The 23,158-nt window shown below is 73.4% G+C and carries 23 protein-coding genes; 11 read left to right on the top strand and 12 right to left on the bottom strand.

What is annotated here, in order from left to right:
• Positions 1-5 precede the first annotated feature (5 nt).
• The 11 genes from AB7F12_RS17245 to AB7F12_RS17295 all read left to right on the top strand — a co-directional run bounded on the left by AB7F12_RS17245 (position 6) and on the right by AB7F12_RS17295 (position 10,292).
• Complete coding sequence (locus AB7F12_RS17245) at positions 6-827, top strand: class I SAM-dependent methyltransferase (RefSeq protein ID WP_428502633.1); 822 nt, start codon at positions 6-8, stop codon at positions 825-827.
• A gap of 171 nt (positions 828-998) precedes the next feature.
• Positions 999-1,799: a citryl-CoA lyase gene (locus AB7F12_RS17250; protein ID WP_428502634.1), complete on the top strand. Its 801-nt coding sequence runs from the start codon at positions 999-1,001 to the stop codon at positions 1,797-1,799.
• 45 nt (positions 1,800-1,844) lie between these two features.
• Positions 1,845-2,711, top strand: coding sequence for a dioxygenase (locus AB7F12_RS17255; RefSeq protein WP_428502635.1), 867 nt, complete (start codon positions 1,845-1,847; stop codon positions 2,709-2,711).
• Positions 2,712-2,792: 81 nt separating this feature from the next.
• Complete coding sequence (locus AB7F12_RS17260; RefSeq protein ID WP_428502636.1) at positions 2,793-3,986, top strand: alpha/beta hydrolase; 1,194 nt, start codon at positions 2,793-2,795, stop codon at positions 3,984-3,986.
• A gap of 64 nt (positions 3,987-4,050) precedes the next feature.
• On the top strand, positions 4,051-5,991 hold the full coding sequence (locus AB7F12_RS17265) for an ABC1 kinase family protein (RefSeq protein WP_428502560.1): 1,941 nt from the start codon (positions 4,051-4,053) through the stop codon (positions 5,989-5,991).
• A 470-nt stretch (positions 5,992-6,461) separates the two neighbouring features.
• Positions 6,462-7,343: an NAD(P)-dependent oxidoreductase gene (locus tag AB7F12_RS17270; protein ID WP_428502561.1), complete on the top strand. Its 882-nt coding sequence runs from the start codon at positions 6,462-6,464 to the stop codon at positions 7,341-7,343.
• Positions 7,344-7,495: 152 nt separating this feature from the next.
• Positions 7,496-7,630 (top strand): hypothetical protein, encoded by a 135-nt coding sequence (locus AB7F12_RS17275; protein ID WP_428502562.1) that lies wholly within the window; start codon positions 7,496-7,498, stop codon positions 7,628-7,630.
• A 40-nt stretch (positions 7,631-7,670) separates the two neighbouring features.
• On the top strand, positions 7,671-8,318 hold the full coding sequence (locus AB7F12_RS17280; RefSeq protein WP_428502563.1) for a HemK2/MTQ2 family protein methyltransferase: 648 nt from the start codon (positions 7,671-7,673) through the stop codon (positions 8,316-8,318).
• Complete coding sequence (locus AB7F12_RS17285; RefSeq protein WP_428502564.1) at positions 8,311-8,514, top strand: CDGSH iron-sulfur domain-containing protein; 204 nt, start codon at positions 8,311-8,313, stop codon at positions 8,512-8,514. The genes AB7F12_RS17280 and AB7F12_RS17285 overlap by 8 nt, the downstream gene beginning before the upstream one ends.
• Positions 8,511-9,500: an iron-containing redox enzyme family protein gene (locus AB7F12_RS17290; protein WP_428502566.1), complete on the top strand. Its 990-nt coding sequence runs from the start codon at positions 8,511-8,513 to the stop codon at positions 9,498-9,500. The genes AB7F12_RS17285 and AB7F12_RS17290 overlap by 4 nt, the downstream gene beginning before the upstream one ends.
• Before the next feature lie 60 nt (positions 9,501-9,560).
• Positions 9,561-10,292 carry a sulfite exporter TauE/SafE family protein gene (locus tag AB7F12_RS17295; RefSeq protein WP_428502567.1) on the top strand — a complete coding sequence of 244 codons (732 nt, stop codon included), beginning with the start codon at positions 9,561-9,563 and terminating at the stop codon, positions 10,290-10,292.
• A 58-nt stretch (positions 10,293-10,350) separates the two neighbouring features.
• On the opposite strand, the gene AB7F12_RS17300 is transcribed toward AB7F12_RS17295, so the two are convergent.
• The 12 genes from AB7F12_RS17300 to AB7F12_RS17355 form a co-directional block, all read right to left on the bottom strand.
• Positions 10,351-11,574, bottom strand: coding sequence for an NAD(P)/FAD-dependent oxidoreductase (locus AB7F12_RS17300; protein ID WP_428516656.1), 1,224 nt, complete (start codon positions 11,572-11,574; stop codon positions 10,351-10,353).
• 55 nt (positions 11,575-11,629) lie between these two features.
• Entirely contained in the window at positions 11,630-12,118 is a 489-nt protein-coding gene (locus AB7F12_RS17305) for an RrF2 family transcriptional regulator (protein WP_428499480.1), read from the bottom strand.
• 62 nt (positions 12,119-12,180) lie between these two features.
• A complete protein-coding gene (locus AB7F12_RS17310) occupies positions 12,181-13,152 on the bottom strand; it encodes a nucleoside hydrolase (protein ID WP_428499481.1) in 972 nt (323 codons plus the stop codon).
• Complete coding sequence (locus AB7F12_RS17315; protein ID WP_428499482.1) at positions 13,149-13,739, bottom strand: TIGR00730 family Rossman fold protein; 591 nt, start codon at positions 13,737-13,739, stop codon at positions 13,149-13,151. The genes AB7F12_RS17310 and AB7F12_RS17315 overlap by 4 nt, the downstream gene beginning before the upstream one ends.
• A gap of 25 nt (positions 13,740-13,764) precedes the next feature.
• Positions 13,765-14,934, bottom strand: a complete 1,170-nt coding sequence (locus AB7F12_RS17320; protein ID WP_428516654.1) for an acyl-CoA dehydrogenase family protein — start codon at positions 14,932-14,934, stop codon at positions 13,765-13,767.
• A 25-nt stretch (positions 14,935-14,959) separates the two neighbouring features.
• Positions 14,960-16,426 carry an aldehyde dehydrogenase family protein gene (locus tag AB7F12_RS17325; RefSeq protein ID WP_428516652.1) on the bottom strand — a complete coding sequence of 489 codons (1,467 nt, stop codon included), beginning with the start codon at positions 16,424-16,426 and terminating at the stop codon, positions 14,960-14,962.
• Entirely contained in the window at positions 16,423-17,463 is a 1,041-nt protein-coding gene (gene fgd, locus AB7F12_RS17330; RefSeq protein ID WP_428499485.1) for a glucose-6-phosphate dehydrogenase (coenzyme-F420), read from the bottom strand. The genes AB7F12_RS17325 and fgd overlap by 4 nt, the downstream gene beginning before the upstream one ends.
• A gap of 27 nt (positions 17,464-17,490) precedes the next feature.
• Positions 17,491-18,507: a ribose-phosphate diphosphokinase gene (locus AB7F12_RS17335; protein WP_428499486.1), complete on the bottom strand. Its 1,017-nt coding sequence runs from the start codon at positions 18,505-18,507 to the stop codon at positions 17,491-17,493.
• Complete coding sequence (locus AB7F12_RS17340) at positions 18,504-19,142, bottom strand: HAD family hydrolase (RefSeq protein ID WP_428499487.1); 639 nt, start codon at positions 19,140-19,142, stop codon at positions 18,504-18,506. The genes AB7F12_RS17335 and AB7F12_RS17340 overlap by 4 nt, the downstream gene beginning before the upstream one ends.
• 121 nt (positions 19,143-19,263) lie before the next feature.
• On the bottom strand, positions 19,264-20,724 hold the full coding sequence (locus AB7F12_RS17345; RefSeq protein WP_428499488.1) for a nicotinate phosphoribosyltransferase: 1,461 nt from the start codon (positions 20,722-20,724) through the stop codon (positions 19,264-19,266).
• 445 nt (positions 20,725-21,169) lie between these two features.
• Positions 21,170-22,132, bottom strand: coding sequence for a PfkB family carbohydrate kinase (locus AB7F12_RS17350; RefSeq protein WP_428499489.1), 963 nt, complete (start codon positions 22,130-22,132; stop codon positions 21,170-21,172).
• Positions 22,132-23,157 (bottom strand): LacI family DNA-binding transcriptional regulator, encoded by a 1,026-nt coding sequence (locus tag AB7F12_RS17355; protein WP_428499490.1) that lies wholly within the window; start codon positions 23,155-23,157, stop codon positions 22,132-22,134. The genes AB7F12_RS17350 and AB7F12_RS17355 overlap by 1 nt, the downstream gene beginning before the upstream one ends.
• Between the last annotated feature and the right edge of the window lies 1 nt (position 23,158).

Below are 23,158 nucleotides of genomic sequence, written 5' to 3' on the forward strand. Positions count from 1 at the left end.
GCACGGTGACCGACCCGACGCTGGGCCAGCTCGCCGTGGGTGTGGAGGGGCTGGCGCTGCTGCGCCGGCTCTACGCCGCCGACGGGGCCGGGGCGGCCCGGCTGGCCGAGATCCGGAGGCTGCTCGACCGTCGTGATCTCGACGCCCCGCTCGGCACGGAGACCGACGTCGACACCGGCTACGTGCAGTGGTCGCGCTCCTACGACGCCCCGCTGCGGCTGTTCGCCGTCGAGGGCGCCGCGGTCCGCTCGCGCGTCGACGCCTGGGCCCCCGGCACCGTCCTCGACGCGGCGTGCGGGACGGGCCGCTGGTCGCAGTACCTCGCCGCGCGCGGGCACACCGTGGTCGGGGTGGACCGCTCGCCCGCGATGCTCGACCTCGCCCGGCCCAAGATCCCGGGCGCGCGGTTCGAGGAGGGCCGCCTCGACGCGCTCCCGCTCGGCGACGCGTGCGTCGACAACGCGGTGTGCGCGTTGGCGATGGTGCACGTCGCCGACCTCGGACCGGGGCTGGCCGAGCTGGCCCGGGTCGTCCGGCCGGGCGGGCGGGTCGTCGTGAGCGACGTGCACCCGTTCCTGGTGACGCTCGGCTGGCAGGCGCAGTTCCCCGGCGAGCAGGGGCGGACGTTCATCCGGCTGCACCCGCACCTGGTGTCGGACTACGCGACCGCGGCGCTGGCCGCCGGGTTCGCGGTGCGTGGGGTCGAGGAGCCGCGGCTCACCCCCGAGGCCGCCGCCACCCCGACCGCGACGCTGGTGCCGGAGGCGAACGCCGCGGCCTACGTCGGGCTGCCCGCCGTCGTCGTGTGGGAGTTCGAACGGACGTGACGCCCACCCCGCGGAGGCCGCCCGGAGACCGCTCGGGGCCATGATCGGACCAGGCCGGTGCCGGGTTCGGCGCACGGTCCGGAACGCCGACGTTGCCGGGACGGCTCCCGACGGCACACCATCGTGGGGGACCCCGCCCCACGGAACCGAGACATGACAGACCGGAGAGACGTGACAGAACAGAAGAGCTACCCGACGGCGCTGGGCGCGGCGAGCCGCGAGTCGATCACGCTGCTGGGCACCGACCTGGCCACCGACGTCATGGGCGAGGTCGGGTTCGGTGAGCTGGCGTTCTGGCTGGCCACACAACGGCGCCCCGACCGCGGCGAGGTGCGGGTCTTCGAGGCCGTCCTCGCCGCGCTCGCCGACCACGGCTACACCCCGACCGCGATCGTCACCCGGCTCACCTACCTGTCGGCGCCGGACTCGGTGCAGGGTGCGATCGCGGCGGGTCTGCTCGGCGGGGGCTCGCGGTTCCTGGGCGTCACCGAGGACGTCGGCACGTTCCTGCACGAGGTGCTGGCCGAGGCGGGCGGTGTCCCCGCCGACGACGCGGGCTTCGACGAGCTCGCCGTGGCGACGGTCACCGCGCAGCGGGCCGAGGGCCGGTTCGTGCCGGGCCTGGGCCACCACGTCCACAAGGACGGCGACCCCCGCACCCCGCGGCTCATGCAGATCGCGCGGGAGGAGGGGAAGTTCGGGCCGCACCTCGCGCTGTTCGAGGCCATCGGCCGCGTGCACCCCCAGATCCTGGGAAAGACGTTGCCGCTCAACGGTGCCGGCGTGTGCGGCGCCGCGCTCGCCGACCTCGGGCTGCCGCTGGCACTGCTGCGCGGCTTCGCCCTGCTCGCCCGCACCGCCGGGCTGATCGGGCAGCTCGCCGAGGAGATGCGCCACCCCGTCGGCAACGACATCTTCCTGTCGGTCGACCTCAACAACCGCTCGGTACCGCCGGACCCGATCACCCCCTGAACTCCCACCACGACACCGACGTCAACTCCCGGAAGGGGAACGGGCATGGAGCTCGTCACCGAGGACAACATCACCGATCTCGCCGCGTCCCGGTGGGGGACGGCGCACGACCCGCGCACGGCGCAGCTCCTGGAGGCGCTGGTCCGGCACCTGCACGCGTTCGCCCGCGAGGTGCGGCTCACCGAGGCCGAGTGGATGGCCGCGATCCAGTGGCTCAACGCGACCGGCCGGATCAGCGACGACCGGCGCGAGGAGTTCATCCTCGCCTCGGACGTGCTGGGGCTGTCGATGCTCGTCGTCCAGATGAACAACCGGCTCGACCCGGAGGCGACCCCGGCGACGGTGCTGGGCCCGTTCCACATCGAGGACTCGCCCGAGCGCGGGTACGGCGGTGACATGTCCGACGGACTGCCCGGCACCCCGCTGTACGTGCACGGCACGGTCCGCGACCTCGACGGCAAAGCCGTCGGCGGGGCGCTGCTCGACGTGTGGCAGGCCGACACCGACGGCATGTACGAGGCGCAGGTCGTCACCGACGAGGCGCGGCTGCGCGCGAAGTACCACTCCCGTGAGGACGGCGGCTACTGCGTGCGGACGGTCGCACCGCTCGGGTACGCCATCCCGATGGACGGGCCCGTCGGCGAGCTGATCCACCGCACCGACATCAGCCACTTCCGGCCCGCGCACGTGCACTTCCTGATCACCGCCGACGGGTACGAGCCGCTGATCACGCACCTGTTCCGGGAAGGCACGGACCACCTCGACAGCGACGTCGTGTTCGGGGTCAAGGAGCAGCTCGTCGTGGCCTTCCAGGAGCGGGAGCCGGGCCCGACGCCCGACGGCGGGACGTCGGACGTGCCGTTCGTCGTCGCCGAGTACGACTTCGTCCTGCAGCCGGCCGAGCGCGGGTAGCGGCCCGAGCACGGTGGGGGGACCGTCCGTCGCCGGCAGGGCCTCGGGTGGCGACGATCGCTGCGGACGGAAGAGGGCGGCATGCGCAGGTCGACGACGGCGGTGTTGCTCGTCCTCGGCTGCCTGCTGCTCGCGGGCTGCGGGAGCAGCCTGGAGCGGCGGGCGGTCGACGGGCTGGTCGACTCCTGGACGGCCGGGCCCTTCTACACGCTGCCCGACCCCCTCCCGCCCGGCGCGCCGGGCACCGTCGTGCGCAGCGAACGGCTCGGCAGCGCCCCGGACGGCGCGACGGCGTGGCGGGTGCTCTACCACTCCCGCGACGTCACCGGCGCCGACCTGCTCACGTCAGGGGTGGTGGTCGCGCCCGACGGGCCGGTGCCCGCGGGCGGGCGGACCGTCGTGTCCTGGGCGCACCCGACGACGGGCACGGCGCAGCGCTGCGCCCCGTCGGTCGGCGCGGACCCGTTCGACCTCATGGAGGGCCTGTCCGACCTGCTCGCGGCCGGCTACGTCGTCGCCGCGGCCGACTACCCCGGCATGGGCGCGCCCGGCCCGCCCTCGTACCTGATCGGGGTGACGACGGGCAACGCCGTCCTCGACGCCGCCCGCGCCGCGCGGGCGATCCCCGAGGCCGGCGCGTCGCCACGGCTGCTGCTGTGGGGACACTCCCAGGGTGGGCACGCGGCGCTGTTCGCCGGGCAGCTCGCCCCCACCCACGCCCCGGAGCTCCAGCTCGCCGGGGTCGCCGTGGCCGCGCCCGCCACCGACCTCGGGGACCTGCTCACCGCCGACATCGTCGACGTCTCGGGCGTGACCATCGGCTCCTACGCGTTCCAGGCCTACGCGAGGGCCTACGGCGCCCCGCTCGCCTCGATCCTCACCCCCGCAGGCGTCACCGCGACGCCGGCGATGGCGCAGCTGTGCCTGCTGGGCCAGAACGCGCAGCTCCACGACATCGCGGCCCCGCTCGTCGGGCACTACCTCGCCGCCGATCCCACGACGACCCGGCCGTGGGCGGACCTGTTGGCCGCCAACACCCCCGACGCGGCGACGCTGCGGGTCCCGCTCTACGTCGCCCAGGGTGAGGCGGACACCCTGGTGCGCCCGCAGATCACGGCCGCGTTCGTCGCGGCGGCGTGCACGTCGGGTGTGCGCGTGACGTCGCGGACCTTCCCGGGGGTCGACCACGGCGGCATCGCCTTCGACGCGCTGCCGTCGCTGATCCCGTGGCTGGCGGCCGCCGGACAGGGCACCCCGCAGGCGTCGACCTGCTGACCGTGCGCAGCGCCGGAGTGACGTGCGGGTTCCGCGAGATCCCTTCCGGGTGGATGCTGTCGCCGTGACGCTGATCCTCGACCTGTCGTTCTGGGACACGGTCCTGCTCATCGTGTTCGTGATCGTCGTCAGCTTCGGTGCCGGTCGCGTCCTCGGCGTGCGGCGCGGGTTCTGGCGTTCCGCCGCCGCGGGGATCATCGGCACGCTCGCCGGGCTGGCGGTCGCGGCCACCCTGCTGCGCGGCGACACCGAGGCGACCGGCGAGGACGTCCTGCTCGTCGCGTTCGGGTTCGCGGTGCTCGCGACGATGATCGTCAGCGTCACGTTCGAAGCCGTGCTGCGGCCCCATCGCACCGGGCGCCGCGCATCGCTGCGGACGAGGGTGCGGAGCTTCCTGACCGTCGGCGGCCGGCTGTGGGAGGTCGCGCGGATCGCCCGTCGGCACGGCCTCGCCGGGCCCCGCCTCGCGTCGCGTGCGGCGCTGTCGAGCGCCGACGGCGGGCTGCGGCTGCGGCGGTTCCTCGAGGACTGCGGCGGCATGTTCGTGAAGTTCGGGCAGATCGCCTCGACCCGGTCGGACCTGCTGCCGGCACCCGTCGTCGCCGAGCTCGCCGACCTGCAGGCCAACGTGAAGCCCGTCCCCACCCCGCTGATCGTGGAACGGGTCGAGCACGAGCTCGGCGCCCCCCTCGACGAGGTGTTCGCCGAGTTCGACGACGAGCCGCTCGCCGCCGCGTCCATCGGCCAGACCCACCTCGCGCGGCTGCGCGACGGCGAACCCGTCGTCGTCAAGGTGCGGCGGCCCGGGATCGAGGTCGGCGTCGCCCGGGACTCGGCGGTGCTGCGCTGGGCCAGCCGGACGGCGGCCCGCCGGTCCGCGGCCGTGCGCGCGCTCGGGCTCGCACCGCTGGCCGAGGAGCTCGTCCGGTCCATCGACGGCGAGCTCAGCTACCTCGCCGAGGCGGCCGGCGCCCGCGCACTCGAGAGCGCCACGACCGAACCCGGGGTGCGCATCCCGCACGTCGTCACCGACCTGAGCACCGACGCCGTCCTGGTCCTGCAACGGATCCACGGCCGGCCGGTGTCCGACGTCGCGGCCGTCGACGCCACCGGCGTCCCGCGCGCCGAACTGGCGGGCCGGCTGCTCGCCACGTTCATGACCCAGGTCATGGCGGCCGGGGTGTTCCACGCCGACCCGCATCCCGGCAACGTCCTCGTCGATGCCGACGGCACGCTGTGGCTCATCGATTTCGGTGCCGTCGGCATCATCGACCCGGTCACGATGGAAGCGCTGCAGCTCATGGCGGCCGGGATGGCGACGGGCCAGCCCGGGCTGATCGTCCGCGCGCTGCGGCCCCTCGCCGGCGCGGCGGGCGACGCGATCCGCCCGCAGGTGCTGGAGGCCGAGATCAGCCGGGTGCTGTCGGCCCAGATGCACGCGGGCGGGTTCGACCCGCGCAGCATGCAGGACGTCATCGCGATCATGCAGCACCACGGCATCCCGGTCCCCCCGACGCTCACCCTGCTCGGCCGCGCCCTCGTCACCCTCGAGGGCACCCTGCGGGCCCTCGACCCGCAGGTCGACCTCGCCACCGCCGCCACGGCGCAGCTCGGCTCCACACTGGACCTCAGCCCCGAGGGGACGCAGGACGTCGTCCGCAAGGAGCTGGTGCGCAACCTCCCGTCGCTGCGCGCGCTGCCCGGGCTCGTCGAGGACCTCGCGCTGCAGCTGCGCTCCGGACAGGCCCGGGTGCAGGTCGACGCGTTCTCCGGCCCCGGGAGCCGCACCGTCGCCCGCTGGGTCGACCGGACGATGTTCGCGGCCGTCGCGGCGGTCGGGCTGCTCGCGTCGGCCCTCATGCTCGTCGGTGCTGCGCTCGCCCCCGACACCGGCGCGGCCGGGACGCTCACGGCCGTCGGCTACATCGGACTGGTCGTGACGTCGGCGATGCTGATGCGCGTCGTCGCCCAGATCCTGCGTCGTGAGGCCGACCCGGACGCCTGACCGCCGGCCGACGTCACCTCGTCCGCCGGCCCGGCGCACACGCGGCCGGGCGGGCGCCCCTGCGGGTGGTGTGCGCGGGGGGAGACCCGGGCCGGAACGCTCCCGCCGGTACCGAACGAGAAGGGCGATGCTCGACCCGGGCCTACCCACTCAGCGGGTTCGTCACCGTTGGCCCCCTGGTCCGGCGACGCCCCTACCCGGTCAACGCACCACGCCGCCGCGAGTTGCTTCGCCCACCCGTTCGTGTGATCCACGCGATGTCGCCGGTTCGTCCCCGGCTGTCGCGCGCGGGCGGATCGTGCCTGGTCGAGACGATGCGGCGGTGCCGGCAGGGGTTCCGGACGGAACCGTCGTCGGGCGCGGGCGATGCACGCGCCTCGTCGCGGTCGCGGCCGCCGACGCACCGCGCGCGCCGACCCGGGCCCGGGTCTGGAAGAGTCGCGGCACCGCACGGACGGAGGGGGACACCCATGACCAGGATCGGCTTCATCGGCCTCGGCGTGATGGGCGGGCACATGGCGGCCAACCTGGTCGCCGCGGGTCACGACGTCGTCGGCTACAACCGGTCGCCCGCGAAGGTCGACACCCTGGTCGAGAGGGGCGGGCGCGGGGCCGCCGGGGTGGCGGAGGCGGTGCGGGACGCCGAGGTCGTGATCACGGTGCTGCCCGACTCGGGCGACGTGCGCGACGTCGTGGCGGGCGACGGCGGCGTCCTCGACCACGCGCCCGACGGGCTGCTGCTCGTCGAGATGAGCACGATCCGCCCCGACGTCAGCCGGGAGATCGCCGGGGCCGCGGCGGCGCGGGGCGTCGCGATGCTCGACGCACCCGTCAGCGGTGGCGAGGCCGGAGCCCGGGAGGGGACGCTCTCGATCATGGTCGGCGGTGCGGCGGGCGACGTGGAGCGGGCGCGCCCGGTGCTGTCGGCGATGGGGACGACGGTCGTGCACGTCGGTCCGGCCGGGGCCGGGCAGACGGTGAAGGCCGCCAACCAGCTGATCGTCGCCGGGAACCTGCAGCTGCTGGCCGAGGCGATCGTCTTCCTGGAGGCGCACGGCGTCGAGACCGGGCCCGCGATCGAGGTGCTGGCGGGAGGTCTGGCCGGGAGCACGGTGATCGACCGGAAGGCGTCGTCGATGCTGGCCCGCGAGTTCGCGCCCGGGTTCCGGCTCGCCCTGCACCACAAGGACCTCGGCATCGTCGCCGACGCGGCGCGCGAGGCCGGGGTGGTCACCCCGCTCGGGGCGGTCGTCACCCAGCTCGTGGCGTCGATGGTCGCCCGCGGCGACGGGTCGCTGGACCACTCGGGCCTGCTGCGGCTCGTCGAGGAGCTGTCGGGCCGGACCAGCTGACCCGGCCGGACGCGAGCCGGGACGCGCGGGGCCCGGCACGGCCGCCCGGACGGATACCCCATCGGTGGCGCAAAGCCAGGTTTTGATCGCCGCCGTCACGGCTATCCGCCGGAATCCCCCCGTTCCGGGGTGGGCCATCGGAGGGAGAAGTCGTGACGGAACCGCAGCACGAGCCGCACTTCGGCGAGGGTGAGCCCGACCAGGAGCCGCATTTCGGCGAGCAGACCGAGCCGACCGACGAGCCGGCAGGCGGCGACGGTGGCGACGAGTCGGAGTCCCCGAGTTGACGCGTCCGCAGCACCAGGCCGGGTGGAGGAGGTTCCTCCGGTGATCCTCCTCTGCCCGCCCGGGGTGTACCGCGCGCAGTCCGACACCCAGTTGCTCGCCGGCCACCTCGACCGGCACGTCGGGGGACGTGACGTCCTCGACCTCGGAACCGGGACCGGTGCGCTCGCCCTGACCGCCGCCCGCGCCGGGGCCGCGTCCGTGACGGCCGTCGACCTGTCGTGGCGCTGCGTCGCCGCGACCCGGCTCAACTCGCTCCTGCACCGGACCGCGGCCACGGTCCACCGGGGCGACCTGTTCGAGCCGTTGGGCGGCAGACGGTTCGGCGTGATCGTCGCCAACCCGCCATACGTCCCGTCGACGGGCCCGGTGCTGCCTCGCCACACCGCCGCCCGGAGCTGGGACGGCGGCCCCGACGGCCGTGCCGTCCTGGACCGGATCTGCGACGGCGCGGCCGACCATCTGGGGCCCGACGGGGTGCTGCTGCTGGTCCACTCGGAGGTCTGCGGCCCGCAGACCACCGTCGACCGGCTCGCCGCGGCGGGCATGGTCGCCGAGGTGGTCGACAGCGCGCGGATCCCGTTCGGACCGGTGATGCGGTCGCGCGCCGGTCTGCTCGAACGTCGTGGGCTCATCGCGGCGGGCGACAGGCTGGAGGAGCTGGTCGTCGTGGAGGCGCGCCGTGCCTGACCCGACCCGCATCGTCCTCACCGACGACGGGCCCGCCCTGGTCAGGGGTCCTGTCGAGGTGGAGCTGCCCGACGGGACACGGCTGCGCTCCGACCGCGCGGTCACCGCCGTGTGCCTGTGCCGGCGCAGCAAGCGTTACCCGATCTGCGACACCGCGCACCGGCGCAAGGTCCGGCGGACGGAGGACGGCGGATGACCGGCCCACCGCTCCCGGCGCCCCGCGGTCCGGTGTCCGCAGCGGTCGTCGGCGCGCTGCGGGGCTCACCGTTGCCCGCCGTCGGCAACGCGGGCGCCGATCCCTACGGTGACGACCTCCAGCTCGCCCTGCACTGCTGCTACGAGCTGCACTACCGCGGTTTCGACGGGGTCGACCCCGACCTGGAGTGGGACCCCGACCTGCTGCGCCTGCGTGTCGACCTCGAACGCGTGTTCCTCGCCGCGCTGCGCGCCGACGTCGCGCACTCCGACGACGTCGACGCCGAGATCGCGGCGCTGCTCGTCGAACCCGTCGGACCGGACGTGCGTGGGCTGTCGCATCACCTCGCCCGCGACGGCACCCTCGACCAGCTGCGCGAGTACGTCACGCACCGGTCGGTCTACCACCTCAAGGAGGCCGATCCGCAGGCCTGGGCCATTCCCCGCATCGGTGGGGCGGCCAAGGCCGGGCTGGTCACCGTCGAGCACGACGAGTACGGCTCCGGGCACCCGGAGCGCATGCATTCGGTGCTGTTCGCCGAGATGATGACCGAGCTCGGGCTCGACGCCGCATACGGCGCCCACGTCGACCGGGTGCCGGGGGCGACCCTCGCCGAGGTGAACCTGATGTCGTTGTGCGGCTTGCGTCGCAGCCTGCGCGGTGCGTCGGTCGGCCAGTTCGCGATGGTGGAGCTGACGTCGTCCCCGGGTTCGGAGCGGTTGGTGCGGGCGATGCGCCGGCTGGGCTGCGGTCCGGCCGCGGTCCGGTTCTACGACGAGCACGTCGAGGCCGATGCCGTGCACGAGCAGGTGGTCCGCCGTGACGTCCTCACGCCCCTGCTCGCGGCCGAACCCGACCTCGCCGCCGACGTGGTGTTCGGCATCCGCGCGGCCCTGTTCCTGGGGGAGCGGATGCAGGACCTGCTGCTCGACGCCTGGGAGCGGGGCGGGTCGAGCCTGCGCGAGCCGGAGGCGGTCGCGGCCTGAGCGCGCCCGCCGGGCCGGGCGCGGGCTGCCCCGCCGGACCGGCCGACGTAGGGTCGGCGGGTGTCGCTGACGATGCTGCTGGTCGGCGTCGCGACGATGCTGCTGGCGTCGGTCGTCGGGGGCATGGCGGGGTTCGCGATGTCGCTGCTCTCGGCGCCGCCGCTGTTGCTCGCGGGCTTCGGCTTCGCCGAGGTCGTCGTGATCAACCTGACGGCGACGCTGGTCAGCCGCGTCGCCGTGCTGTGGACGTTCCGCGACGTCGTCGACCGCCGCCGCGTCGGCCTGCTGGTGGCGGGCAGCGCCCCGGGGGCCGTCGCCGGGGCCCTGACCGTCGGGCACCTCGACCAGCACGTCCTCACCGTCGCGACGGGCATCGTCGTGACGGTGCTGGGTGTGCTGCTGCTGGTGGCGGGTAGGCGGACCGGGCCGGTGCCGCACGCGCCGGAGTTCGTCGGGACGGGCGTGGTCGGCGGGTTCCTGTCGACGTCGATCTCGCTCAACGGCCCACCCGTCGCGATCCTGTTGCACCGCGCGCGGCTGGAGCCCGTGCAGTTCGTCGCCGACTTCGCCGGCTACTTCGTCGTCACCAACACGCTGTCGCTGGCGATCCTCGGGGTGCACGGCGCGATCCCGGGGCCGATCCTGTGGCCGGCCCTGCCCGTGCTCGTCGTCGCGGCGCTGGTGGGCAACCGGCTCGGCACCCGGCTGACGCGGGTGATCCCGCAGGCCACCTTCCGGACGGTGGTGAGCGGGCTGATCGTGGTGTCGGGGGTCGTGGTCATCGTGAGCTGACCTCGCACCGGGCGGGCCGGTGGTGCCGGTCGCGGACGGCGGTCACGACCCCCGGCGCTCAGGCGCGCGGGTCCACGACCGGGGCTTCGGTCGGCCACGTGATGCGGTGGTCCGCGAGCGCGAGGATCGCGGCGGCGTCGTCGACGGGTGGGTAGATCCAGTCGGCGTTGATTGACTGCTTGAGCTGCTTGGCCTCGGCGCCGGTCTGTGCGATCTCGCGGTCCCAGCCGAGGGTGAGGACCGCCCCGTACGGACCGAGGTCGAGGCAGGTCACGTACGGGTTCGGGGAGAACGATGCCAATGGCAGGCCGAGTACGTCGGCGCCGACGTTCGCACCGGCGAGCTTGCCCTGCGGAACCGCGTGCTGGCAGCTCTGCATGACGACGTGCCCGTTCTCCGCGACCGCCGCGGCGGTGTCCCCGGCCGCGTAGACCCCGTCGACGCCCACGACGCGCATGTACTCGTCGACGGCGAGTCTGCCCAGCTCGTCGCGGGTTCCCGGGATCTGTGCGGTGAGGCCGCTGGCGCGCATGCCCGCGGTCCAGACCGCGGTCCGGGTGGGGATGACGGTGCCGTCGGACAGGGTCGCCCGATCACGGTCGAGCGAGGCGAGGCGGACCCCCAGCCGGACCTCGACCCCGGCGTGCGCCAGTGCGGCGAGGATCTCCGGGCGCGGTCCCGGCCCGAGCTCCGGGCCGACGACGTCGGCCTGCTCGACCAGTACGACCCGTACCTCGGCGCCGCCGGCGGCGGCGCGCAGCCGGCCGGGCAGCTCGGTCGCGACCTCGATCCCGGTGAACCCGCCGCCGACGACGACGGCGGTGAACCGGCCGTCGCCGGGGAGTGTCGGGAGCCGGCCGATGTGGGAGTCGAGCGCGGCCGCCGCGGGCATGGTGTCGACGTCGAACAGGTGCTCGGCACCGTCGAGGGGCGGTGCGACGACGCGGCTGCCGGTGGCGAGGACGAGCCGGTCGTAGCCGAGTTCGAGGGGCAGTCCGTCGCGGCCCAGGGCGCTGACGTGCCGGGTGGCGGTGTCGATGCCCGTGACGGTGGCGGCGACGCGGCGGACGCCGATCGGGCCGAGCACCCGGTCGAGCGCGACCCGCATGCGCCCGGGGTCGGGCTCGTAGAGGCGGGGGCGGATCACCATGTCGTCGGCGGCGTCGACGAGCGTGACGCGCACGGCGTCGTCGGGCAGGCCCGCCTCGTGGCGGGCGCGGACGGCGCCCGCGGCCGCCCACACGCCGGCGAAGCCGCCGCCGATTACCAGGACATCAGACATCCAGAATCTCCATCCTCATCGGCGCCGGAGTGGCGCCTCCACGACTGCGAAGAAGTCAGAGCCCGTAGGCGCGCCGGGTCACGCGCTTCGCCTCGGGGGAGTAGACGTCGACCTCTGCCCGGATGTCGGCGATGGTCTGCGACGCCAGCTCACGGCGCCAGGCCAGCTCGGCACGGCGCATCGACGCGCTGATCGCGCAGGGCGCGTCGAAGGTGCGGCGTGGTAGGTCGGCGCCCACGCCCTGCTGCCGGATCTCGGTGCAGCGGAACGCGTCCTGCGTGCCCTCGATCGCGGCGACGACGTCCATCAGCGTGATGGACGACGCCGGCCGGCTGAGGCGGAAGCCGCCCCGGGCCCCGGGCGTCGACTCGACGATCCCGGCCCGGGCCAGCGCCTGGAGCTGCTTGTTGAGGTACGCGGACGGGAGGTCGTGCCCCGCCGCGAGCTTGGCGACGGTGACGGGTTCGTCGTCACCGAGCCAGGCCAGGGTGAGCAGGACGTGCAGTGCCCACTCGACGCCCTGACCCATCCGCACGGCCGTCACGCTACAACCTGGACACCGAATGTCAAGAATCGCCGGGCGTCCCGCGGACCGGTCGATCGCGCTCAGCCGAGTGCGCGGACCCGGCGGCCCACCTCCGCGGTCACGGCCGCGACGTCGGCATCGAAGGCGACGGCGACGGGTGCGCCCCCCGCCTCGTCGCGCCGGTCGATCACCGTCACCCCGCGCTCGGCACCCTGCGAGCAGGCCACCGCCAGCGGGAACGGGGTGGTGCGCAGGCTGCCGGGGACGACGGCCTCCAGCACCGCGAGAGTGTCGTGCAGCGCGACGGAGTCGTGGCCGTGCCGCTCGACGAAGGTGTCGCGGTAGAGCCGCGTCGTGCGCACGAGCACCTCGACCCGGGGCCCGGCGGCGGCCAGGTCGTCGAGCCACGCGCCGTCGACGCGGGCAGCCATCGTCACGTCCAGCGGGACCAGTGTGACGGGCACGTCGCGCTGGGTCAGGACGCGGTGCGCCGCCTCGGGATCGGCGTAGACGTTGAACTCGCCCGCGCCGCGCGTGTTGCCCGCCCCGAACGACCCGCCCATCGCGACGATCCGGCCGAGCCGCGGCACGAGGTCCGGCCGGGTCGCGAGCAGCAGGGCGGCGTCGGTGAACGGGCCCAGGCACACCAGCGTGACCGGCGCCTCCGCGGCGAGCAGCGTGTCGGCCATCAGCTCCACGCCCTGGCGCGGGTCGGCGGGGCCGGGTTCGGGGAACTCGTCGGCGTGCAGGCCGAGGCCGTCGATGCCGTGCCAGTCGGGGGCCGTCTCGGCCTGCGGGTGCACCAGCGGCCGGATCGCGCCCGCCGCGGCAGGAATGTCGGTGCGGCCCGCGAGCGCGAGGATGCGTCGCAGGTTCACGAACGTCTGCTCCCGCCCGACGTTGCCGTAGGTCGCGACGACGGCGCGTACGTCGACCTCGGGGCTGCACAGGGCGGTGACGATCGCGAAGGCGTCGTCCACCCCCGGGTCGGTGTCGATGATCATCGGGACGGGCAACGACGGCCTCCTCGCGAGCGTGTCCGGTGCGGTCACGGGCTCTCGACGGGTTCCCAGCGTTGGTCCTGTGCCGGTTCCCACGCCCGCATCCGTTCCAGCAGTGTCGCCGGATCCGTCCCGGACAGCACGATCCCGCGGTCGGCGGGGCGCACGAACCCCTCGTCGACGGCGTGGTCGAGGAACCGCAGGAAGTGCCCGTAGTAGCCGGCGGTGTCGAGCAGGCCCGTGGGTTTGGCGTGCAGGCCCAGCTGCGACCACGTCAGCACCTCGGCGAACTCCTCCAGGGTCCCGAGCCCGCCGGGCAGCGCGACGAACCCGTCGGCCAGCTCACCCATGAGCGCCTTGCGCTCGTGCATCGACTCGACGACGTGCAGCTCGGTCAGGCCCTCGTGGGCGATCTCGTCACCGAGGTGCTGACGGGGGATGACGCCGTGCACCCGACCGCCCGCCGCCAGCGTGGCGTCGGCGAGGGCCCCCATCGTCCCGACGCTCGCGCCGCCGTAGACGAGGGTGATGCCCTCGCCGCCCAGCAACGTGCCGAGCCGCTGGGCGCCCGCGAGGAAGGCAGGGTCGCGCCCGGTGTTGGCGCCGCAGAACACGCACAGGCTCCGGATGTCGGTCATCGCGGGCTCCTCCGCTCGGGGGTGGTCACCGGTACGCGGCCCGGCCGGTCAGGGTCTCGCCGATCACGAGGGTGTGCACCTCGTCGGTGCCCTCGTAGGTCCGCACGGACTCCAGGTTCGACGCGTGCCGCAGCGGCGGGTACTCCCCGGAGATCCCGTTGCCGCCCAGGATCGTGCGGCACTCGCGGGCGATCGCGATCGCCTCCCGCACGTTGTTGAGCTTGCCGACGCTGACCTGCTCGGGCCGCAGCTCGTGGCGGTCCTTGAGCCGGCCCAGGTGCAGCGCCAGCAGCGCCGCGGTGTTGAGCGAGACCGCCATGTCGGCGAACTTCTTCTGGGTCAGCTGGAACGCACCGATCGGCCGTCCGAACTGGACGCGGGTGTCGGCGTAGTCGAGCGCGGTCGCGAGACAGTCGCGGGCTGCGCCCACCGCGCCGAACAGGATGCCGAAGCGCGCCTCGTTCAGACACGACAGCGGGCCGCGCAGCCCGCGCGCGCCCGGCAGCATCGCCGACGCCGGGAGCCGGACGCCGTCGAGGCTCAGCGCCGAGGTCACCGACGCGCGCAGCGACAGCTTGTGGCCGACGTCGGTGGTGGTGAAGCCGGGCGTCCCGCGGGGGACGAGGAAGCCGCGGACACCCTCGTCGGTCCGCGCCCAGACGGTCGCGACGTCGGCCAGCCCGCCGTTGGTGATCCACATCTTCGACCCGTCGAGCACCCAGTCGCCGCCGTCGCGGACCGCCCGCGTGCGCATCGACCCGGGGTCGGACCCGGCGTCGGGCTCGGTGAGACCGAAGCAGCCGATCGCCTCACCCGCCGCGAGCCGGGGCAGCCACTCCTGCTTCTGCTCCTCCGAACCCCAGCGGTGGATCGAGTACATCGACAGCGACCCCTGCACCGACACGAAGCTGCGCAGCCCCGAGTCGACCGCCTCCAGCTCCAGACAGGCCAGCCCGTAGGACACGGCGGTCGTCCCCGCACAGCCGTAGCCGTCGAGGTGCATCCCGAGCAGGCCGAGCTTGCCCAGCTCGGGCACCAGCTCGCGGGGGAAGGTCCCCGCGTCGAACCAGCCGGCGACATGGGGGCGGGCACGGTCGTCGAGGAAGTCGCGGACCGTGCGCTGGATGTCGCGCTCCTCCTCGGTGAGCAGCGCGGCCACCGACAGCAGGTCGAGCGGGTCGGTCATGACGGGCATCGGCGGATCTCCAGTGCGGGTGCGGTCAGGGGGCGAGCGGGCGGGCCGGCCGGAGGTAGACGGTGGTCGTCGTCGTGAAGAACTCGCGGGCGGCGACGCCCTGCTCCTTCGGTCCGAAGCCGCTGTCCCGGGCCCCGCCGAAGGGGACGTGCGGGTCGGCACCGGCGGTCTCGGAGTTGATGTGGAGCACCCCGACGTCGAGCGTCGCGATCGCCGCGGTGACGGCGTCGAGACCGTTGGTGAACACCGCCGCGGACAGGCCGAACACGCTGTCGTTCACGAGCTGCAGGGCCTCCCGGTCCGTGGCGGCCCGCCGGACGGTGAGGACCGGACCGAACAGCTCGTCACGCCAGAGGGCGTCGTCGCCGTCGAGCTCCACGACGGTCGGGGGCAGGAAGGCCCCGTCGGCGCGCTCGTCGGTGTAGGGGGTGCCGCCGCACAGGAGGCGGACGCCCTCGCGCCCGCCCGCGGCGTCGACGGCGGCCTGGACGTCGTCGCGGGCGGCGGCGGAGACGAGCGGTCCCATGTCGGTCCCGTCGTCACCCGGGTCGCCGACCCGGATCGTCGAGACCTGCCGGACGAGCCGGTCCAGGAACTCCTCGGCGACCGGCTCGGTGACGATGACGCGCGAGGTCGCCGTGCACTTCTGCCCGGTCGACCGGAACGCGCCGGCGACGATCTGGTCGACGGCCAGGTCGAGGTCGGCGTCGGTGAGGACGGCAGCGGCGTTCTTGCCACCCATCTCGGTCTGCACCGGACGGGCCAGCTCACCGCAGCGGGCGATGATCCGCCGCCCGACCGAGGTCGAACCGGTGAACGTGACCCGGCGAATCCCCGGGTGCTCCAGCAGCGCCGGCGCGTCGGTGTTGCCGATGAGCAACATCGACAGCACGCCGGGCGGCAGCCCGCCCTCGACGAGGGCCTGCGCGAGCCGCATCGCGAGCAGCGGCACGGCGCTCGCCGGCTTCCAGACGACGGGGTTGCCGTAGGCCAGGGCGGGCGCGATCTTCCAGGCGGGGATGGCGATGGGGAAGTTGAACGGTGTCACGACGGCGACCGGACCGACCGGGCGGCGTACGACCTGGATCTGCTCGTCGGGTCGTGGGGAGGCGTAGACGTCGCCGACCGGGCGCAGGCCCGCCGACCCGTGGAACCGGAGGATCTCCGCGGCGCGGCGGACCTCGCCGACGCCCTCGGCGCGGGTCTTGCCCTCCTCGCGGCACAGCTCGGTGCCCCACTCGTCGGCGTGGGTGTCGAGGACGGTCGCGGCGCGGGCGAGGATCTCCCCGCGGACGGGGAAGGGCGTCGCCGCCCAGGACGCGGCGGCGTCGCACGCGGCCCGGACCGCCTCGTCGATCTCGGCGGTCCCGGCGAGGCGGCCCCGCGCGACGACCGTGCCGGGACGCGCGGGGTCGAGGTCGACGAGGTCGGTGCCGTCCGGGTCGACCCACTTCCCGCCGACGAGGCTGCGCAGGGCGACGGGGCCGGTCACGACGTCGCCCCCGTCTTCGCCCGCTCACGCAGCCCGGGGAGCACGTCGACGGCGAACTGTTCGAGGAACCGGTGCTGGTCCCCACCCGGACCGTGCAGCACCAGGTCGGTGAAGCCGAGGTCGAGATATGCGCCGATGCGCTCCACGACGTCCTCCGGGTCGTCGGACACGATGAACCGGGTGTGGGCCTGGTCGGTGTTGGCGTCGGCGAGGCGTTCCATCTCGACGGCGTCCTCGACCCCGGTCTTCTGCTCCGAGCTCAGTGCGAGCGCCGCCCACCAGTGGCAGTTGTCGTACGCGGTGTCGAGGTCGCGGTCGTAGGACACCTTGATCTCGATCATCCGGCGCAGGTCGTCCGGGGAGCGGCCGGCCTGCGCGGCGCCCTCGGCCACGTTGGCGAGCAACGTCCGGTAGAGCTGCGGGTCCTTGCCCGACGTGCAGATGAACCCGTCGCCGACGCGGCCCGCCAGCTTCGCCGCGAGCGGCCCCGACGCCGCCACGTAGATGGGGACGGGCCGCTCGGGACGGTCGTAGACCGTCGCCTTCGCGGTGCGGTAGTAGGTGCCTTCGAAGTCGACGCGGTCCTCGGTCCACAGCCGCCGCATCAGGGTGATCGCCTCGGCCATCCGCATCCGGCGCTCCTTCGGCCCGGGGAACTCCGCACCGGTCGCGGGCGTCTCGTTCATCGCCTCACCCGACCCGATGCCGAGCACCACCCGGCCGGGGTTCAGGACCGCGAGGGTGGCGAAGGCCTGCGCGACGATCGACGGGTGGTAGCGCAGCGTCGGGGTGAGCACGCTGGTGGCCAGCACCGCGCGCGACGTCGACGCGCCGACCGCTCCGAGCCAGGCCAGAGCGTTGGGGGCGTGCCCGCCACGGTGCCGCCAGGGCTGGAAGTGGTCTGACACCGCGACGATGTCGAGGCCGCGGTCCTCGGCCTCGACCGAGAACTCGATGAGCTCGCGCGGACCGAACTGTTCCGCGGACGCCTTGTAGCCGATTCGGACGTCGCCGGTGGTGACCGGACCGGAGGGCATGGTGCGGGTCCTTCCTGGGGGTGCGGGTCAGAAGAGGTGGTTCTTGCCGCCGAAGACCTCGCTCACCGACTCGTCGGTGAAGATGCGGCGGATCGTCGCCGCGAGCAGCGGCGCGCACGACACGACGTGGACGTTGTCGGGGACGCCGGGCCGCAACGGGATCGTGTCGGTGACGACGATCCGCTCGAACGGGGCCGCGGCCAGGTTCTCGGCGGCGCGGCCCGACAGCACGGCGTGGGTGGCCGCGGCGAACACCCGGCGGGCACCGGCACGTTCGACGGCCTCGCCGGCGGCACGCAGCGTGCCGGCGGTGTCGATGATGTCGTCGACGATGATGGCGGTCTTCCCGCGGACGTCGCCGATGACGTGCCCGATCTCCGCGACCTGCTGGGCGGGGCGCTCCTTGTCGAGGATGGCCAGGCCCGCGCCCATGCGCGTCGCGAACTGCTTGTTGAGCTTGACCCGGCCCGCGTCGGGTGCGACCACGACGAGGTCGTCGTCGAGGCCGGCGAAGTGGTCGGCCAGCATCATCAACGCGGTCATGTGGTCGAGCGGGCGGGAGAAGAACCCCTGCAGCTGGCCGGCGTGCAGGTCCATGGCGAGGACCCGGTCGACGCCCGCCGACTCCAGCATCCGGGCCACCAGCCGCGCCGAGATCGGCTCACGCGCCTCGGACTTCTTGTCCTGGCGCGAGTAGCCGAACCAGGGGGTGACGGCGATGACCCGGTGGGCGCTGGCGCCGACGGCCGCGTCGATCATCACGAGCAGCTCGAGCAGCGCGTCGTTGGTGTTGACGCCCGTCTCCGGGTTGCCGCACATGGGCTGCACGATGAAGACGTCGGCGCCGCGGATCGACTCGGTGAAGCGGCAGTACACCTCGTCGTTGGAGAACGTCTTGAGGGTGACCGAGCCCAGCCCGACGCCGAGCTCGTGGCCGATGGCGGCGGCCAGCGGCGGGTTGGCGCGCCCGGAGAACAGCATGAGGCGCTTGCGGTAGCCGAGGTGCATGCAGGTGGCCCCAGGGGTCTCGACGACGCTGCTCATGTCACCCGCTCCTGTTCCAGCAGTCGTCGGCCCAGCGCGTACGCGCCGCGGATGTCGTCGCCCTCGAAGCAGACGGCGGCGTGGCGGCGCAGCACCTCCGTGCAGTTGACACCGACGGTGTGGGTGAGGCGCGCGAACAGCAGGGTGTCGGAGGTGGAGTCGCCGTAGGCGACGGCGTCGGTCTCGTCGAGGCCGAGCTCGTCGAGCAGCGACAGGGTGATGTCGACCTTGTGCTGCAGGGTGAGCAGGTGCTCCTTGCGTGCCTCGCGCAGCGGTACGACGTCGGAGCCGAAGGTGCGGTGCGCACCCCACGCCTCCAGCCTGCGGACGAAGAAGTGTGGCGACTGCGAGATCACCGCGACGTGCTCGCCGCGCTCGGTGATGTCGGCGAAGACCTCCCGGACACCGTCGATCCAGGCCGACGCCGCGAACGCCGCGTCGATCTCCTCCTCGGTGACGTCGGCCCAGAGCGGCAGCATCCGCTCCCAGAACTGGACGTCGGTGATCTCGCCGCGGCCCCACGCCCGCTCGATCCGGTCGGCGGCCTCGAACGTGCCCAGGTGCCGGGCGAGCTCCACGGACCCGGCGCCGCGCAGGAGGGTCCCGTCCATGTCGAAGACGTGCAGGTGGGTCATCGGCAGCTGTCTCTCCGGTGGTCGGGTCCCGGTGGTCGGTGGGAGCACCGCCGCGGCACGGAGGGGAGCGTGCCGCGGCGGTGTCCCGGGTCGGTCCGACTGTCCTCGGCCGGACGCCGGCTCAGGCCGGTGCGGTGACCGCCCTCTCGTCCTGCACCGTCCGCATCTGTCCCACGTGGTCGATGTAGTACGACTCGGGGACCTCCCGTTCGGCGTTGGCGATGAGCTCGGTGAAGTCCCACTTCTTGAGCAGCTTGCCGTTGCGGAACACGGGCACGAGGACGTTCTCGGACTCGGGGATCGAGCCCTTCGGCACCGTGGTGTAGGTGCCGTTCTCGTACTTCAGCGCGAGCCGGCCCTTCTTCGAGGTCTTGAACGCGGCGCCGGTCGGGTTCTTGGAGATGTCGCGCCACTCCCCGTTGACGCAGACCGCCGAGGCCTTCTGGCCGAAGTTCATGGTGTCGCGGTTCCAGTGCTGCAGCAGGCCGCCGCCCATGCCGAACACGGCGTTGTCGGCGGCGAGGCCGCGACGCTCCAGCTCCATGTAGACCTGCGGGAGGCTGTAGAAGTTCACGCCGTCGCCCTGCACGACGCGGATGAACGGCGGCAGGATCTTGAAGCCCTTCGAGTTCACCTCGTAGCCGAAGGCGTCCATCAGCCACTCGGTGGTGTCGGCGGTGACCTGCACGATGTCGCCGGAGTCGGGCCGCACGCCGACCAGGCCGGGGAAGTTGCGGATCTGCTCCTTGAGCTCCCCGCCGATGATCTTCTTGACGCAGTTCTCGTGGTCGTAGGTGTCCGACAGCAGCAGCGCGCAGCCCTCGGCGGCGTAGATGTCGAGCATGTTGCGCAGGGCGGCGGTCTCGTTCTCCTGGCCCCAGGCGCAGAAGCCGGCGTGCTCGGAGTTCGGGCCCGAGTTGGAGACCTTGCCCGCGTTGTAGAAGTGCTTCGCCGCGAGGATGCCGGGGACGGTGTCGGACTGGTCGAAGTTGACCAGGTGCGCCAGGCCGCCGAGCGCCGCCGACTGCTGCGAGCTGACGCCGCGGGCGCCGTAGTCGTGCAAGGTGTTGCGGACCAGGTGCGGGTTGTCCGACGTCCGGGCCAGCGCCTCCTTGATGACCATCTTCGACAGCCAGCTGACGGTGCCGATGGTCGTCGGGTACCAGACCGCGCGCAGCAGGGCCGTCTCGAAGAAGCTCGTGGCCCAGAAGTACTTCGGGTCGGTGTTGATGAGCTGGACGAGCACGTTGCGTGCCGGGAGCACGGTGCCCTCGGGGACGGCCTCGATCTCGACGGGCAGGAACCCGTCGTGGTCGTTGAGGATGCCGAGCCAGTTGTCGCGGTTGAAGTGCATGCCCTGTTCGCGGACGACGAACTCGGCCTCGTCGATGTCCTCGAGGGTGATGGGCCGCATCAGGTACTCGCGCAGGTAGGCCTGCAGTCCGACGAACTGGGTGACCGGCCATTCGCCGCCGCGGGACTCGATGTAGCTGGAGACGTACTCGGTGCCGGGCGGGTACAGCGGGTAGTGGCAGTGCTTGTAGTTGTCGGTGTTGATGATCAGGTTGTCGAGGTAGCCCATCGGCACTTCACCTTCCGCGAGAGTCGTTTCTACCGACCGACCGTGCCGATTCTCGATGGCGCGGTGCGGGTGGAGCAGGTGTGGACCTGGTTGCGAAGAACCACGGTTCTACGCGAACGGACAGCCTTGCGTATCCGCCGGAAGGACCACCAGATTTCCGGGACTGCAGCAACACGATGTTAACGTTTCTACTGTGACCGTCAACTCACCTCATCCGACTATTTCCGGAGTAGGTCCCGCACCGTCGGTCCGCGAACGGCGGGCCGACCGAACCGAGGCGGGTGAAGGCGCAGATCATGACGGGTGAGCCGGGCTGCTTCGGATGATTGCCGCGGCCTCCGGGAGGGCAGGCGGCAATGGCGCGGCGGGTCGGCCCGTCGCCAGGGCAGAATCGTTTCCATACGAACCGATCACTCCTCCCGGCGGTCCGGCCCTGGCATCCGGTCTAGTGGTCCCTCAGCGCGACGGACAGCGCCGCCGCCGTCGGCATCCCGCCACGGGCGCCGACCTTCGTCACCGACAGGCCCGCGGCCACCGTCGCCGCCCGGGCCGCCCCGTCGACATCGCGGCCCGCGGCGAGCCCCGCGGCCAGGACACCGTTGAAGGTGTCGCCCGCCCCGGTCGTGTCGCGGACCTCGACCCGCAACGGCTCGATGTGGCGCGTCGCGCCGTCGCTGCCGACGACGAGCACGCCGTCGCCGCCCAGGGTCACCAGAACCGGCGCACCCGTCCGCCCCACCAGGGCCTGCGCGCAGGCCAGGATCTCCTTGCAGCTCGGGGACGCCCGCGACGGCGCACCGCCGCCGCGGACACCCGCAGCCGCGGCGAGCGCGAACAGCTCCCCGGTGTTGGGCGTCAGCAGCGGGCCCAGGTCGAGCAACGCCACGACCGCCGGGATCACCGGCGCCGGGTTGAGCACGCAGCGCACCCCCGCCGCCGCGGCCGTCCGCACCGCGGCCTCGACCGCGGCGCCGGGCACCTCCGTGCTGACCAGGACACAGCCGGCCGCGGGAAGCCGTCGCCGCAGCGCGTCCGCGACCGCATCGGCCGCGAGCCGGCCGTTGGCGCCCGCACCGACCGCGATCTGGTTCTCCCCGGCCTCGTCGACGACGATCAGCGCCACCCCGGTGCTCTCGCCCGCCACCACCGTGACGTCGTCGGTGCCGACGCCGTCGGCGGCGAGCTCACGCAGCGCGGTCGCACCCAGATCGTCGTCGCCGACCGCGCCGACGTAGTGCACCGACGCGCCCGCGCGCGCCGCGGCGACGGCCGCGTTGGCACCCTTCCCGCCGCCGTGACGGCGCATCCCGGGGCCGACGACGGTCTCGCCCGGCCCGGGCAGCTGCGGCGCGGTCACCACCATGTCGACGTTGACCGCGCCGACGACCACGATGTCGTCGGTGGCCATCACCGCTCCCCGGGTGGACCGACGCTGTCGCGGATGCGGACCTCGGCCGGCAGCGGACCGCTCGTGTCCGCCTCCCTGCCCTCGAGCAGGTCGAACAGGACCTTGGCGGCCCGGTGGCCCATGTCGTACGCCGGCTGGCGCACGCTGGTCAGGGCGGGCGTGAGCATGCTCGAGATCGGCTGGTCGTCGAAGCCGACGACGCTCATGTCGCCGGGAACGCTCAACCCGTTGTCGCGCAGGCACTGCATCGCGCCGATGGCCATCAGGTCATTGGCGCACAACAACGCCGTCGGCCGTTCGGGCACCGGCCGCGTCAGGATCTCCGCGGCCGCCGCGTACCCGGACTCCTGGCGGTAGTCGCCGGCGAACACCGGTACGGAGTCGGGGTCGATCCCCGCACCCGCGAACGCCTCGCGGTAGCCGGCGAGCCGCTGCTGCGCCGTCCACAGCGCGGGCGGACCGCCGATGACGGCGAGCCGGCGGTGGTCGTGGGCGAGCACGTGCGCGGCGACCTCACGGCCGCCGCGGCGGGAGTCGCACACCACGGCGGGCAGGTCGCGGCCCGGGATCTGCTCGTCGACCAGCACGACCGGACCCGACCGGGCCAGGTCGTAGATGGCCGCCGGCATCGACCCGGTGCCCGACAGGTAGATCACGCCGTCGACACGCTGGCTGCGCAGCAGCTTCGCCTGGCTCTCCTCGGGCAGCTGCGCGGCGTCGGGCAGCACGAGCACGACGAGCACGTCGACCGCGGACGCCGCCCGGTGCACCCCCTCGGCGACCATCGCGAAGAACTGGTTGGTCAGGTCCGGCACGACCATCGCGATCGTCGAGGCCGACCGCCGCTTCAGGCTGCGGGCGGACTCGTTGGGGGAGTAGTCGAGCAGGCGGATCGCGTCGAGCACCCGGTTGCGACGCTCGGCCGCGACGGGCCCGCTGTCGTTCAGCACGTAGCTGACCGTGCTGATCGAGACGTTCGCGTGTTCCGCGACGTCCTTCATCGTGGGCCGACGGCGTGACACCACG

The sequence above is a fragment of the Pseudonocardia sp. genome, from assembly GCF_050250275.1.
GTDB lineage: Bacteria > Actinomycetota > Actinomycetes > Mycobacteriales > Pseudonocardiaceae > Pseudonocardia.